General features: G+C 62.4%; 12 protein-coding genes. 5 read left to right on the forward strand and 7 right to left on the reverse strand.

What is annotated here, in order from left to right; genetic code table 11:
- Position 1: 1 nt before the first annotated feature.
- The 3 genes from ABUA37_RS12245 to ABUA37_RS12255 are packed head-to-tail and all read right to left on the reverse strand — an operon-like array spanning position 2 to position 2,597.
- Positions 2-1,012, reverse strand: a complete 1,011-nt coding sequence (locus tag ABUA37_RS12245) for a glycosyltransferase family 2 protein (protein WP_349899487.1) — start codon at positions 1,010-1,012, stop codon at positions 2-4.
- Positions 1,013-1,020: 8 nt separating this feature from the next.
- Positions 1,021-1,764 (reverse strand): ABC transporter ATP-binding protein, encoded by a 744-nt coding sequence (locus ABUA37_RS12250; RefSeq protein WP_349899488.1) that lies wholly within the window; start codon positions 1,762-1,764, stop codon positions 1,021-1,023.
- Entirely contained in the window at positions 1,761-2,597 is an 837-nt protein-coding gene (locus tag ABUA37_RS12255) for an ABC transporter permease (RefSeq protein WP_349899489.1), read from the reverse strand. Before ABUA37_RS12255 ends, ABUA37_RS12250 begins: the two co-directional genes overlap by 4 nt.
- Before the next feature lie 98 nt (positions 2,598-2,695).
- On the opposite strand from ABUA37_RS12255, the gene ABUA37_RS12260 reads away from it, so the two are divergent.
- A complete protein-coding gene (locus tag ABUA37_RS12260; protein ID WP_349899490.1) occupies positions 2,696-3,580 on the forward strand; it encodes a glycosyltransferase family 2 protein in 885 nt (294 codons plus the stop codon).
- A 228-nt stretch (positions 3,581-3,808) separates the two neighbouring features.
- Positions 3,809-4,552 (forward strand): glycosyltransferase family 2 protein, encoded by a 744-nt coding sequence (locus ABUA37_RS12265; protein WP_349899491.1) that lies wholly within the window; start codon positions 3,809-3,811, stop codon positions 4,550-4,552.
- A 48-nt stretch (positions 4,553-4,600) separates the two neighbouring features.
- Here the strand turns inward: ABUA37_RS12265 and ABUA37_RS12270 are convergent, their stop codons facing one another.
- The 3 genes from ABUA37_RS12270 to ABUA37_RS12280 all read right to left on the reverse strand — a co-directional run bounded on the left by ABUA37_RS12270 (position 4,601) and on the right by ABUA37_RS12280 (position 10,020).
- On the reverse strand, positions 4,601-5,527 hold the full coding sequence (locus ABUA37_RS12270; RefSeq protein ID WP_349899492.1) for a glycosyltransferase domain-containing protein: 927 nt from the start codon (positions 5,525-5,527) through the stop codon (positions 4,601-4,603).
- Between the two features lie 51 nt (positions 5,528-5,578).
- Positions 5,579-7,600 carry a cell wall-binding repeat-containing protein gene (locus tag ABUA37_RS12275; RefSeq protein ID WP_349899493.1) on the reverse strand — a complete coding sequence of 674 codons (2,022 nt, stop codon included), beginning with the start codon at positions 7,598-7,600 and terminating at the stop codon, positions 5,579-5,581.
- Positions 7,601-7,737: 137 nt separating this feature from the next.
- On the reverse strand, positions 7,738-10,020 hold the full coding sequence (locus tag ABUA37_RS12280; protein WP_349899494.1) for a cell wall-binding repeat-containing protein: 2,283 nt from the start codon (positions 10,018-10,020) through the stop codon (positions 7,738-7,740).
- A 148-nt stretch (positions 10,021-10,168) separates the two neighbouring features.
- Between ABUA37_RS12280 and rfbB the strand changes: the two genes are divergently transcribed.
- Positions 10,169-11,152, forward strand: a complete 984-nt coding sequence (gene rfbB, locus ABUA37_RS12285; protein ID WP_349899495.1) for a dTDP-glucose 4,6-dehydratase — start codon at positions 10,169-10,171, stop codon at positions 11,150-11,152.
- Between the two features lie 11 nt (positions 11,153-11,163).
- On the opposite strand, the gene ABUA37_RS12290 is transcribed toward rfbB, so the two are convergent.
- Positions 11,164-11,901, reverse strand: coding sequence for a class I SAM-dependent methyltransferase (locus ABUA37_RS12290; protein ID WP_349899496.1), 738 nt, complete (start codon positions 11,899-11,901; stop codon positions 11,164-11,166).
- Positions 11,902-12,191: 290 nt separating this feature from the next.
- On the opposite strand from ABUA37_RS12290, the gene rfbD reads away from it, so the two are divergent.
- Positions 12,192-13,043 (forward strand): dTDP-4-dehydrorhamnose reductase, encoded by an 852-nt coding sequence (gene rfbD, locus ABUA37_RS12295; RefSeq protein WP_349899497.1) that lies wholly within the window; start codon positions 12,192-12,194, stop codon positions 13,041-13,043.
- Between the two features lie 24 nt (positions 13,044-13,067).
- Positions 13,068-14,207 carry a glycosyltransferase family 4 protein gene (locus tag ABUA37_RS12300; protein WP_349899498.1) on the forward strand — a complete coding sequence of 380 codons (1,140 nt, stop codon included), beginning with the start codon at positions 13,068-13,070 and terminating at the stop codon, positions 14,205-14,207.
- The last annotated feature ends 27 nt before the right edge of the window (positions 14,208-14,234 follow it).

Raw genomic sequence — 14,234 nt, forward strand, 5'->3', positions numbered from 1 at the left:
CCTACCTGTCGACCTCCAGAGGCTGGAGCAGGTCACGGGCGGCATCCAGTGCTCCGCGGCCAAACTCTGAGTACCGACCCGTCCCCAGTTCCCTCAGTACGGGCATGATCCGAAGCATTCGATTTGCGGGAAGGCCCCTCCTCATCCGCTCGTGCACGACCTTGCGCCGCGCCGCGGCTCGCCGCGCCTCTGACACCCCATTGCCCAGCAAGGGAAGGCGGTCGGCGAGAACAGTCGCACGATCCAGCAGCCGTCGATTGCGCCCTGTGCCCGGTTCCATCAGCCTTCCGAATTTACCCAGCACGGAAAGCCGGCGCGCACCGATGTGATTGGATGCGTGCTGGCGGTAGGAGACGAGAGGCTCAGGGAGCACGTCGATTTCGCCGACCGCCGCAGCAACGATCGCAAGCCACTCATCGTGCACCCATTCCGCGGGGAACGGAGTCGCCGAGTCCAGAAGCCTGCGGCGGATCATGGTGGTTGCCCCGGTCACCAGATTGCGCTTCATCAACTGCTCGAACGCGGCGCCAACATGAATGGCATCCTGCGTCGAAGTGCTTACCTCGAGGGCGCGAAAGAGCGTGGCATCGAGTCGCCGGCCCGACTCATCAACCAGAAAGGCGTCGCTGTGCAGCAGCAGCAGGTCGGGGCGCAGATCGAATACTGCGACGGCACGCTCGACCCGTGAGGGCAGCCAGATGTCGTCCTGGTCGCTCAGTGCGATCAGCTCGTTCGTACAGGCGAGTAGCGCCTGCTCAAAGTTCCGTGCCACTCCCAGTGCGACCGGGTTCTCGATTATCCGGAGCTGAACCGCGCTGTCCGGCCGCTCGGCGCGGAACCTCGCGATGACGGCCCGCGCTCGCGGCACGGTCTCGTCGCTGGAGGCATCATCCGACAGGACAATCTCTGTTGGCGGCTGTGACTGGTCGAGGATGCTGGCCAACTGCTCACCGATGAAACGCTCGCCATTGTGCGTGCACAGAGCGACCGAAACGGGATGGGCCGTAGTCACGGTGCTCGCTATTCCGCGTCGCTCGACAGGGAGTCCAGATAGGCCTGAATGGTAGGGCCCGCCTCGCCAACCGCTTTCAACTCACCCTTGCTCAACCATGCGGCATGGTCGCACATCGAGCGCACGGTATCCATCGAGTGGCTGACGAGAATGACGGTCTTGCCTTCGGCCTTCAGGTCACGGAACTTTTGGAAACACTTCTCCTGGAATTCGGCGTCTCCGACAGCGAGCACCTCGTCGACGACGAGAATGTCGGGATTCACGTTGATCGCGATGGCGAACCCCAACCGTACGTACATCCCCGAGGAGTAATTCTTGACGGGCTGATCGATGAACTTCTCAACGCCGGAGAAGTCCACGATCGTGTCGAACTTGCTCGTGATCTCTTTCTTGGACATGCCGAGAATCGACCCGTTGAGGAAGATGTTCTCGCGCCCGGAGAGCTCCGTGTGGAATCCTGACCCGACCTCCAGCATCGCCGCTATCTTGCCGAAGTGGGTGATCGAGCCCTTGTTCGGATAGTAGATATTGGCCAGGCACTTCAGGAGAGTGGACTTGCCGGAGCCATTGCTGCCGATAAGACCGAACGTGGACCCGGCGGGGACATCGAAGCTGACGTCCTTCAAAGCCCAGAAGTCTTCATGAACCGAGGTGCGACCACGCATGATTGCAGCCTTGATCGTCTGGTTGCGTTCTTTGTACATCCGAAAGCTCTTGCTGACGTCATCGATCGTCACGGCGACTGCGCTCATAGCAACTCCGCCAGATTTCTCTCATTGCGACGGAACACGATGAGGCCAATGACGAGAGACGCAACCGCCCAACACACGCAGATCAGCCATTCCTGGCCATCCGGCCAACGGTTGTCGTAGATGAGCTGGCGAAACACGTTGACAAAGTGCTCCATCGGATTCAGGTGGAAGATATCGAGGATCGTGAATGGCGTTCCGAATAGACCACCGTGCTTGTCCGACTCGGTCTTGACCAGAGAGACAGGGTAGATGATCGGCGTGAGGTACATCCACATCTGAAGCGCAATGGTGAGGAAGTACTGCGTGTCCCTAAAGTAGACGTTGGCCACCGCGAGCATGAATGCAATGCCAGCCGCAAACATCGCGAGCAGGACCATGATGACCAGGAGCAGCGGGATCCACGGCAGGACGAAACCCCCGACGATGGAAAGTGCGACGAGAAGCACAGCCATCTCGAACAACCAGTTGTACGCGGTCGATCCCACGGCAGACAGCGGGAGCACGATTCGGCTGAAATAGACCTTTTGGATCAGATTCGCATTGCTGACCAAGGAGCCGAGTCCGAGACTGACGACATTCGCAAAAAAGGTCCAGGGCAACAGGGCACACAACAGCCACAGCGCGTAGACGTCGAGCCCGCTCGGATCCCCAGGGTCTGGCTTACTGCGGAAGATGATGCCGAACACGAAAGTGTAAATAAGCATGAGCGCGAGCGGGTTCGCCAACGACCACAGCTGACCGAATACCGTCCTCTTGTACTTACCCCGCACCTCACGCATGGTGAGGTTGAAGAGGAGCTCACGCGAAGCCCACACTTCTTTCAGGTAGTTCATTCAACCTCACTGGAATCGAACGGGTCGGACTCGAAACAATCTAGCCTAGGAGACAGTATCCCTAGTCGCTGGGGGTCCCTAACTAGGATTGAACAGCTATGGCCACCCTGAGACCTCCGAGCGATTCGCCGACCGTCGCGGTCATCACGGTGAGCTATGGATCGGAGGCCGTCCTTTCAGGCTTTCTTGCGTCGATTTCCGCTGCCAGCACTGAACGATGCTTAATCGTGGTAGCCGACAACAAGGCCGCCTCGGGCACTGCCGTGGCGAGAATCGCCGACGAGGCCGGTGCCGCATACCTGCCGCTCAGCGATAACCGCGGGTATGGCGCCGGAATGAACGCCGCAGCGGCGTCGCTCCCTCGCGAGATCCGCTGGGTGTTGATTAGTAATCCCGATGTCATTCTGGCGCCCGAGGCCATTGATCTTATGGTCGCCACCGGCGAAGAGGATGACCGAATCGGCTCGGTGGGACCCGTCATTCTCACCGCCACAGGAGACGTTTACCCCTCTGCCCGCTCAGTGCCCTCACTCCGAAACGGCGTGGGGCACGCGCTCTTTGCGAATCTTTGGATCAGCAATCCCTGGAGTCGCGCCTACCGCAATGAGTCCGAGACGCCCCCGCACCGTCGCGATGTCGGTTGGCTCTCCGGTGCCTGCGTTCTTGTGCGCAGATCTGCATTCGATGAGATCGGCGGGTTCGACTCCGATTACTTCATGTATTTCGAAGACGTCGACCTCGGATTTCGGCTGGGCCAGCTCGGATATCGCAACGTCTATCAACCGTCCGCGGTCGTGACCCACGCTGGCGCTCACTCCACGAGCACCGAATCCAGTCACATGATCTCCGCGCACCATGAGAGTGCCAAACGGTTCTTGAAGAAGAAGTACTCCGCTGCCTGGCTGTGGCCGGTTCGCTCCGCCCTCACCGTGGGACTATCGGTGCGGTCCGCTCTCGTCCGGCACAGAATGTCACGAGAGTAGGCAGCGATGACTCTGCGCTCCAGCTTGATCGGCCTGATCCGTCGGCCTCGGCTTGAACCCATTGCCAGGCGGTCCCTCGTCACAGCCCGGCGTGCACGCGCAAGTGCGGCCACCGCCTCGTCACGGCTTGCCAGCGCTGCGCGCCGCAGTGCCAAACTACCGGGAGAATGGGCGCTGACCGGGCGCTACCGGCGGATGCTGAAACAGCGGATACATTTTGACGAACTCGTGGGCACACCGAGCACCGACGCGCTCGCCATCGTGGTGTGCCTCTGGAATCGACCGGAGCGCCTTGCCGAGGTGCTGCGCATCGTCGATTCACAGCACACCACCCGCAGGCTCCGTCTCGTCCTGTGGAACAACGATGCTCGCAATCTGGAGTACTACCGAAGCGTTATCGCGGGGTTCACACCGCTCGCTGCGCTAGACAGCGTCGAGTTCGTCAACTCGCCGACCAACATCGGTGGAATGGGAAGATTCGTCGCAGCACGAGAACTCGTTGCGCGCGGGTACACCGGTCATTTCATCATGATGGATGACGACCAGAACTTCACTCCGAGCTTCGTCGAAGATCTCCTCGCCGTGGCACACCCCGGCTCCTTTGCAGGCGTCTGGGCGTGGACCAATTCCGGTGCCTACTGGAACCGAAGCCAGTTGGAGACAACGGGAGCGCCGGCAGACCACGTCGGAACCGGCGGATCGATTTGCGATTCGGCGCTGGTCACGGACGAGAGGTTCTTCACCGCGATTCCAACTCGATTCCTCTTCATGGAGGACATCTGGATGAGCCACTACGTGCAGCGCAACGGCGGCCGACTCACTATGGTCTCTTCACCGTTCGAATTCACGATGAGCGAGCTAGATCAGGGCCACGCGCTCTTCCCGTACAAGGAAGAGTTTTATCGCTGGCTGCAGCGCCCGGCCCATATCCCGCGGGCCCCAGGAAACGGTCAAACGAGCCGTCACGGCTAGGAGCTCGGTAAACCGACACCTCGAATTGCTGCGGCCTCTGCCCCGAACCTAGTTTCTTCTGAACAATCCGGTCAGCGCACGCAATGGTCCGGTTAGCCTCCAGGACCAACTCGACTGGAAATCGCGTCGTACGAGCTCTCTCTGCTGCTCGAGTACCGGTTCTAATCCAGCGGTGAGAGCCTCCACTTCGGCCTGAAGCCTCGTGACGAGGTTTTCCAACCTGCCCAATTCAGCGTGAGGGGTTCTCAGAGCTCTCGCCAAGCGATCCTGTGCGACGTCCCACTTCTTTTCAGCCCGCACCGGCCACTGATGCCACTGCGACTGCATGTTGTCGATATCAAGCTGGTTCACCACGACATCGAGGGCACCGACCACGAAGTTGATCGAGAGTTGATCGCGCCGCGAGTAGCGCAGGATGTGGTCGTACCACAATTGCATGACGTGCGTGACCTGCGTCGTATGTCTGCGGGCCACCAATGCCGTCCAGTACGGATGCTCTTCAAGCGCGCTGGGCCGCAACGCCGCGTACTGGATGAGTTGCTCATATACGCGGCTGGGATCGTCATAACCGTCGGCCACTACCGCGTCAAACTCTCCCATGACAGTTCCGCGGTAACTGTGGCGTGGGATGGCGATATCCGCAGAAGACAGCCAACTGTCCAGCAGCGCATCCGGGGTCGCCTGCAGGATCACACTGTTGTCAATCCACAGTGACTCGTCGTACTCGGACAATAATTCTGTCCCCCGCACCTTGAGGTAGCGAGCACTCCGAACGGTGTCCATGGGAAAACGCAGATCGATCTGGCGGATCGTCCAGGTCTCACTCGTGAGCTCCGGATCGTCCGTGAAGCAGATGAAATCAACACCCGTGTCGCGTGCCATCGGCTGTTCGTTGAGCTTCTCATATCGACCAGTCAGTGCGGAATACACGACTCGCTTTGGGGCAGAGGTCACGTCATCGTCCTCTCGGTTCATCCCTGACAATCTACTGAATGAACCGGGGTGAAAGCGATGCGAGGACCTTGGCTAGGTGCACGGCGTCAACGACACGACTCCTGAACCCAGCGCCTCGGTTCCGCCCAGCAGGGTGAGCGAAGTCGCGTGAGCCGACACGAGCTGTGTCAACGTGGCCAGCGGAACACAGCTTGACGGTGCGAGGTAGAGCGGTCTCCCGTCACGACCGGCGAGGGCACCACCGGTGAGGCCGTCAGCGTAGGCGTTGCCCGTCGCCACGTAACCGCTCGTTGCGGCCGGGAAGACGGTGGTGTTGATTGCACTCGACGTGCCGTAACGGTCTGTTCCGGAAATACGGGTCACGGCAATCCCACCTGGCAGTGACTTGAGCGCCGCCTCAAATTGCGCAGACATGACCTCTGGACCACCAATAAGTGCGACCTGGGTGACCCCCCAGCGCGCCAGAGCTGCTGCGAGCGCGGGCGGAACAGTGCCCGCCGAGCCATCAGCAAGCAGCAGGGGCGCGTTCTGACTCGCGGCCGCCGCCGCCGCCGACAACGCGTCAGGGAAGTTCGAGCCGGTGGCAATGTACGCGCGACCCGATCTCGCGCTACCGAGCAGATCGCCAACGTTCAACGAGGTCTGGTATCGGTCCACTCCATCGATGCGAGTGGTGGGCGCAATCGTTGCCAGGTCAGCGGCCACGGCCGGTGAAATTCTCGCCGTTCCGCCAATGACGACGATCTTCGCGGGCCTGAGCCTTGCGAGCTCGGATTTGACCGTCGTGGGGACGCTGTTCTGCGTCACGAGGAGCAACGGCACGCCCTGCTTTCCGGCGGCAGGAACGACGCTCAGCGCATCCGGGAAATCTTCACCAGAGGCAACATAGGCGACAGGGACGCCGGCGGCGAACTGCTGCGAGATCTTGACGGCGGTGCCGTAGCGATCCGCGTCGCTGAGTCTGGTTGAGGTCGCGATCCCCGACGGTACCGTCACTGTGGAGCACCCCAGAGTCACATCCGAGCCGAGACCGTGGTTGAGGGCGTCAACGCACACGCTCTGGGTCCCGACCGACGCGAACAGGGTCGAGGCAAATCCGTGATTCGTGCCAGAACCGGCGATCCCCGCTTCAGAGTCCGGACTGTTGCCGCTGGTCTGCGGTCCTCTGAGGACGTAGCTCCATCCGGCTCCTCGAACACGTACGTCGACCGCCCAGGTCGGCACATCCGGGTCCACGGCCCACCCAGAGACGGTCACCCGGTTATTGCTGGCCGTGACCGACTGAAGTGCACCCGTCGGGTCACCATTGGGGCTACCGAACCAGTTCGAGTAGTACACCCAGAAGTTGCGATTGCCATAGGCACCACACGGCGGCGCCAGGCCACTGAGATTGGCGAGCGTGGCGTCATCCGGCGTGTATGGCGTGTAGTTGTACAGCGCGGCGGTCGCGTAGTTGGCGACAACGAAAGTCTTAGAAGGACACGAGTGCCAAACCCCACTCGAATCTCTCCAGGGAGGCGCCGTGAGGATCGTCTGCAGGCCGGGCTGCTTTCCGAACTTGGCGGCCTTGTAGGTATTCAGCTGCAGCGCGCCCATGTAGACTTGGTTACCGAATCCCAAGGAGTTTGTCGCGCACGGCGCGGTGTCGGGACAGGCATACCCCATGGCACGCTTCATCGCAGGATCTGACGGGCCTAACTTTGTGACCAGACCCTGCTCCTTCTGAAGGGTCACGAGGATCACCTTGGCGCTGATCCCACAGGCCCTCTGCACCTTGAAGATGATCGCTGCCGCGCTGTCGTTGGTCCCGCCTGTGTACGCTCCGCATCGCGTGTTGCCGGTATCGCGGGACGTGACGAGTGAGCGACTGGGCGTTGTCTCGTGGTAGTTCTTCAGGCAATAGCCATTGGTACACGTTCCCCGTTCCTGCGCCTCAAGGAATGATTGGATCTGAGCCTGGCTCATTGCGTTGGCGTCGTAGAACTTGGCGTCGTCGATGATGTTGCCGGCGTTGAACTGCGAGCCGTCGAGTGCCGCGGCCGACTGAGCAGGTTGAACCGCGATCAAGGCGAGCGTGACCATCGCTCCAGCCATGAGTACGGCACTCGCGCGTCTCAACCAACTCTGGCTGCGCACAGCCCTGCCCCTCGAGACGATACTCATCTATCCGTGCCCCCGTTTAGATTGTCTGCACTCGATACTAGCCAGTGACATAACATTTGCAACACCAGTCACACGCATGGTGCAAGCGATTGCACCGCCGCGGTGAGAGCGTTCTCTCCGCCGAGCAGAGTGATCGACGTGACATTGAGGCTCGAAAGCCGGTCCAGAACCGCAACCGGGACGCATGTCGACGGCACGGCATAGAGCGGCGCCTTGCGCGCGCCGGCAAGTGCGGCGCCGGCGAGCGCATCAGGGAACTGATATCCGGTGGCGAACAGGGCCTGCGTGGCGCTCGTGAAGGCCTCATTCACGAATTGGGAGGTCTGAAAGCGGTCGACGCCGCCCTTGCGCGACACAGTCAGCCCAGCACTCCTCAATGAGGATTCCACGCCGGCTGACACCACCGCGGTGCCGCCCGCTATCGTCACGTTTGAGATTCCGAGCAGACGGATGAGGGCGAGGCTTGCCGCGTCGACGCTGCTGGCCGTGCCGTTCACCAGGATAACAGGTACCCCTCGCGCGCCGGCTGCTGCCGCAGCTGAGAGAGCGTCCGGATAGTTGCTGCCGGTCGCGATGTAGGCGCTGGACACGGGCGAATAAGCCCCTGGTGCGACCCGATAGGCGTCCTCGATAATCGCGCGTGCGGTGTCATATCGATCGGTCCCAGCCAATCGAAGGGTCGTGGGAGCAAGAAGCCGCAAGCTCGCCTCCACGCCGGACGATACGGCGTTCGAACCACCCACGATGACGATTTTTTGGGGCTTTAGCCGCTTGATCGCATCAGCTACAACCGTGGGCAATGTCGTCGGCATGGTGAGCAACAAGGGGCCGCCCTTGAGCGCCGCAATGGGCGCAGCAGCTAGCGCATCGGGGTAATTTGTTCCCGCCGCGACGTACACGATCGGCGCCGTGCCCGGATAGCCAGCGAGAGAGATCTGCGCAGCAGTCGCGTAGCGATCGACGCCTGACACACGGGTAACGGCAGCGCCCGCCGCCAGTTTCGTGAGACTCACCGTGATGGTCGCACTTCCCCCCGCGACCATACTCACCACCTTGACGGTGATGCCTCCCGACCGCGTCGAAAAACTTTGGCCGGACGTGAGGTATTCCTTACGGCCGTCAATGGTCGCGCCAGGAGATCGAAATACCACCGATGATCCGTCGGGTCGTATCGTCAGCACACGCACCCCGATGTCTGCGCCGTACCAGTTCAAGAGGCCAGTCGCGTAGAGAGCACCGGTGTCGTTCCCGCCGCCTCCCCTGAAATCAACGAAGTAGATCAGCCCCGTGCGAGGATCCGTTACCCGAACGGCGCGGCGTCCGGATGCAGCGCCCGTCGTTCCTATAGCCACCGTCGTCGAGGACGTTGCCGAAGTCGCGGCGAGTGATATGTCCTGCACCTCTCCGGTCGCGACCACTCCCAGCCGCTCCTTGTGAGTCACATTCAGCGAAGGTGGCTTGGCGTTGACGTGGACCGTTCCTTGTGATTGAACGGACCAGGCAGCACCCATGACGTCGTACTCGTCGCCGTATTCGTCATCACTGCACCCATCCGAAAAAGCGCCGGTAGCCGGATCAAAGACGCCTTCCGTCATGCCGACGGTCGGGCAGGAATGCCCATTGGAATGCTCCAGGCCGAGGTTGTGCCCGAACTCGTGGGCGAGGATGTCGAGGTCATTCGTGCCCAGCGAACCCATCCAGAGGGTGCCGCCGTTGGCAGTATTCGGAGTCCCTACCGAGTCTGTTCCGACACTCCCGTAACCTGCCGCCGCACAGCCGCCGCTCGAAGGGGAGCCCGGGACAATAACCAGAAGGTGATGAGACGCAGCTGAGAGGTAATAGCTCAGGCTGGAGTGACCGAATTTGAGCGCGGCCTCCTGCCACATGGCCTCGCGCTGGCCGCAGCCCAAGGAGCTGGAATAGTGCACCGGTGCCAGTGGCTCGGAAAGAGATTTGACCTGCAGTTGGGTTTGGGACTCCCAATAGCTCGCCGTCTGTGCAACGAGAGATGACACCGCGCTGTCGGTGATAAAGGACGACGATCCGGTGTATCCAGCCGGAAGAACAACCGCGACATCGATCGTGTGATCGGCCTGCACCAGACCGGCGATCCGCACCTCTTGTGCAGCATTGAGCGGAGCGTCACGCTGCGTGGAGAAGTGGTCGGACGCCGAGCCCAGGAGTTGCGCCGCGCTGACGGTGTCGTCCGCGGGGGTACTGGATGCCGCAGCGACGGGGTGATCCTGCCCGGCGGCCGTTGCCGCGGGTGGTAGAGCGAACGCAACTAGACCGACGAGTAAAAAGCTCGCGAGTGCGGAAGTCCGGCGCCTTGTGGCATTCCTGGTCCGCATGCTTAGCCTCTCGTTGCGTTGTCAAAACGACACCGCGCCCGACGGCCCCCGAAGACATGCCGATGGGAGACGGTCCCTCCATGAACAGTCGGCACGCCGGGCGTCCCCGTTAGAATCGTCAAGGCTTGTAAAGACCAAGGGATATTGCATGAAAATTCTCGTCACCGGCGGAGCCGGCTTCATCGGCTCAAACTTCGTGCGGCGCACGCTGCAGGATGCCTACCCCGGCCTCGAGGGCGCGGAGGTCGTCGTGCTCGATGCACTCACCTACTCGGGCAACCTCGAGAACCTGGCGCCGGTCGCCTCCTCACCGCGATACAGCTTCGTGCAGGGCGACATCCGCGACTCAGACCTGCTCGACCAGCTGCTGCCGACCGTCGACGCCGTCGTGCACTTCGCTGCGGAATCGCACGTCGACCGCTCGGTGCGCGACGCCTCGATCTTCGTCGAGACCAACGTGCTCGGCACGCAGAGACTGCTCGACGCGGCGCTGCGCGCGAACCTCCAGCGCTTCGTGCACGTGTCAACTGACGAGGTCTACGGCTCGATCGCAGAGGGCTCCTGGGACGAGACCCGACCGCTCGAACCCAACTCGCCATATTCCGCGTCCAAGGCGGGCAGCGATCTGCTCGCGCGCAGCTACTTCCGCACTCACGGGCTGAACCTCTCGATCACGCGTTGCTCAAACAACTACGGGCCCTACCACTTTCCAGAAAAGGTCATCCCGCTGTTTGTCACGAACCTCATCGACGACAAGCACGTTCCGCTCTACGGCGAGGGCAACAACATCCGGGACTGGCTGCACGTGGACGACCACTGCCGCGGCATCGCCCTCGTTCTCACCGGCGGTCGCGCGGGCGAGATCTACAACATCGGCGGCGGCACCGAGCTCACGAACAAGGAGCTCACCCAGCTGCTGCTCGATGCGACCGGCAAGGACTGGTCGTACGTCGACCGCGTCGAGGACCGCCTCGGTCACGACCTGCGCTACTCCGTAGACATCGCCAAGATCAGCGCCGAGCTGGGGTATGCCCCGCAGGTTCCCTTCGAGCAGGGGCTCGCGGATGTCGTGCAGTGGTACCGCGACAACCGCGCCTGGTGGGAGCCGCTCAAGGAGCGGGCAGCGCTCTAGCGAACTGCCTGCTATCGCCGCTGCACCACGCACACGACATTCGACGTTGAGAGCACAACCGGGATTCCCGGGAAGTACAGCAGCCGCTTGAGATACGCGATGGTGTCGACGATCGGTGCCACCACAACGCCATAGATTCCGTGCGGAATCGAGGTGGCGAAACCGTGCCTCGTCGCGGCCCGGAACGTGACGATCCTGAGGCCGGACCGCAGGGCGAAATTGGTCATCTTGAGATAGCCGATCGCCGTGACATGCGTCGGGTCACCAAACTGCAGTGGATTCCCGAGCCAGCTGTCGACGTTCGGAAAGCGGAAGATCATGCAGCCGTCGCTTCGCAGCTTGGTGGACAGAGTCTGCAACAACGCGACAACGTGTTCCTGAGGAATGTGTTCGAGCACATCAAATGCCGCAATCAGGTCCAACGAGTCATCCGGGATCTTGTCGACATCGGCCGGTGAATACGCGGTGAAACCGCGAATCCGCGCCGCATCTATAAGCTCGAGTTCAAGTTCGGTGCCCGCAACCTGCCAGCCGCGCCCGCGGCAATATTCAAGGAAGGCTCCGTTTCCAAAGCCCACCTCGAGCACGCTGCGGATGGGACGCGCGCGACGAGTAACATCTCGAAGTTCACGGTTGAAGTACGCCTTTTCGCCGCGAGGCAGGTCTCCGAACGGAACCTCAGTGACCCAGCCCTTCCACTCAACGTAAGAAGTGTCCTGGGGTGCGCTTTCGTCGTTGTTAGCTGCCACAGATAATCTCCGGTTACGAGGGATGAAGCACGCGATTGGCTCGCTTTCATGCTGTCACACCATGGCCGCGAGAGAATCCCGAAGGTCGAGCAGAAGTGTGAAGCCCGCACCAAGGGTACCGTGGCACTCAGCGCCGTCGCGCCCAGAGCGCCGCCGTCTCCTCCTCCCCCGCTCGACCCTAGGATTGTTTTGGGCCGCGCTTGCCCGGGCTAAGTAAGGCCACGGAAGTAGTTGGCTTCGAGACCACCACCGCGAAATGCTCGAGGCGGTCGCCCACGTTGAGGAGCCACATGAAATATCTGATCACCGGGGCCAGCGGGATGCTCGGCCGCGACCTGCAGGATGCCCTGGCCGGCCGCGACGTCACCGCACTGTCCCGCGCCGAACTCGATGTCACGGACGCCGATGCGGTACTTGCAGCCGTCGCGGGCCACGACGTGGTGATCAACGCTGCCGCCTACACGAAGGTCGATGACGCCGAGACCCACGAGGCCGACGCCTACGCCATCAACGCGACGGGCGCCGCGAACCTCGCCACCGCGGCCGCCGCCCACGGAGCGGTACTCGTGCAGGTCTCCACCGACTACGTCTTCGACGGCGCGGCAACCTCGCCGTATGCGGAGGACGCCGCGGTGAACCCGGTGTCCGCCTACGGCCGCACGAAGGCGGAGGGCGAGCGGCTGGCACTGGAGGCGAACCCGGAACGCACCATCATCATCCGCACCGCCTGGCTCTACGGCGCACACGGCCCGAACTTCGCGAAGACGATGCTGCGACTCGCGGCCACCCATGAGACCGTGAGCGTGGTCACCGACCAGGTGGGGCAGCCGACCTGGACCCTCGACCTTGCACGGCAGATCGTCGCGCTGCTCGACTCCGGGGCGACATCCGGGATTCATAACGCCACGGCCTCGGGCGAGGCGAGCTGGTACGACTTCACCCGGGAGATCTTCAGGGTCTCCAAACTCGATCCTGATAGGGTCAGGCCCACCGACAGCTCACAGTTCGTGCGGCCGGCTCCGCGGCCCGCGTACTCGGTGCTTGGCCACGACTCCTGGAGCAGGGTCGGACTCGAAGCCATGCGCGACTGGCGCGTTGCCCTCCAGGACGCCGCGGCGAACGGGGTACTGAATCACGAATAACGAAGCGGGAGTGACAGAGCAGGAATGACCACGCTGCGAGTGATCGTCGATCGGATCGTCGGACCGACTCCAGGCGGAATCGGACGTTACACCGAAGAGCTCACCCGCGAACTCATCAATGCAGCGCCCGCGGGCTGCGAGGTCACGGGAATCGTTTCTGCCTCACCCGAGAGCGACTACCAACGACTCGCGACACTGCTTCCCGGCATGAGTGGCCTGTTCAAGAGTGCGCTCGACCGCAAGCAACTGCAGCTGGCCTGGCAGTACGGCTTCACGCGTCTGCCCGGCAAGGGCATGCTGCACGCACCCAGCCTTTTCGCTCCCCTCGCCAGGCACGACCGACTGAACAACGCGGGCGACCAGGTCGTGGTCACCGTGCACGACACGATTCCGTGGTCGCACCCGGACATCCTCTCGTCGCGGCGCGTGCACTGGTATCGCGCGATGGCGAAGCGCGCATACAAATATGCGGATGCGGTCGTCGTGCCCACCCACGCCGTCGCCTCACAGCTGGCGGAGATCCACGACTTCGGCGATCGCATTCGCGTGATCGGCGGCGCGGTCAGCTCGAAGCTCACCGTTCCGGTGGATCCCGACGTGCGTGCCGAGCGACTGGAACTCCCGGATCGCTACATCCTGAGTGTCGGATCGCTGCAGCCACACAAGGGCGTCGGCGCGCTCATCTCGGCCATGGCCGACCCCGCACTGGCCGGCGTGCCGCTGCTCATCGCCGGCCCGGAGACGTCGAGCGGGCTCGATGTGAAAACACTCGCCGCGGAGGCAGGACTCGAAGAGGGTCGCGTGAGGAGCCTCGGGTATCTCGCGGACGCCGACCTCGCGGTCGCGCTCGACCGCGCATCCGTCTTCGTCTTCCCGAGCCTCGCCGAGGGCTTCGGCCTGCCGGTGATCGAGGCCTTCAACTTCGGGACCCCGGTGGTGCACTCGGATGATGCGGCCGTCGTCGAGGTCGCCGCGGGCGCCGGGGTCACCGTGAAGCGCGACGACCGTGAGGGCTATCCGAAGCGGCTGGCGGAAGCCGTTCGCTCGGTGCTCGATGACCCGGCTCTGGCCGAGAGGCTGCGGTTCAGCGGGTTGGATCGAGCTCGCAACTTCAGCTGGCGTGACTCGGCCGAGAAGGTCTGGCAGCTGCACGCCGACCTGTGACAGCGGGTTGAGTAGCGAGGTACGAGC

Origin of the sequence: Parafrigoribacterium soli (genome assembly GCF_040227235.1) — a bacterium.
Taxonomy (GTDB): domain Bacteria; phylum Actinomycetota; class Actinomycetes; order Actinomycetales; family Microbacteriaceae; genus Parafrigoribacterium_A; species Parafrigoribacterium_A soli.

Bases quoted from the DNA above. Each gene is read 5' to 3' on its own strand.
- ABUA37_RS12300 (WP_349899498.1), top strand. From the start codon at position 13,068: ATGACCACGCTGCGAGTGATCGTCGATCGGATCGTCGGACCGACTCCA.
- ABUA37_RS12270 (WP_349899492.1), bottom strand. From the start codon at position 5,527: ATGAACCGAGAGGACGATGACGTGACCTCTGCCCCAAAGCGAGTCGTG.
- rfbB (WP_349899495.1), top strand. From the start codon at position 10,169: ATGAAAATTCTCGTCACCGGCGGAGCCGGCTTCATCGGCTCAAACTTC.
- ABUA37_RS12280 (WP_349899494.1), bottom strand. From the start codon at position 10,020: ATGCGGACCAGGAATGCCACAAGGCGCCGGACTTCCGCACTCGCGAGC.
- rfbD (WP_349899497.1), top strand. From the start codon at position 12,192: ATGAAATATCTGATCACCGGGGCCAGCGGGATGCTCGGCCGCGACCTG.
- ABUA37_RS12250 (WP_349899488.1), bottom strand. From the start codon at position 1,764: ATGAGCGCAGTCGCCGTGACGATCGATGACGTCAGCAAGAGCTTTCGG.
- ABUA37_RS12255 (WP_349899489.1), bottom strand. From the start codon at position 2,597: ATGAACTACCTGAAAGAAGTGTGGGCTTCGCGTGAGCTCCTCTTCAAC.
- ABUA37_RS12260 (WP_349899490.1), top strand. From the start codon at position 2,696: ATGGCCACCCTGAGACCTCCGAGCGATTCGCCGACCGTCGCGGTCATC.
- ABUA37_RS12275 (WP_349899493.1), bottom strand. From the start codon at position 7,600: ATGGCTGGAGCGATGGTCACGCTCGCCTTGATCGCGGTTCAACCTGCT.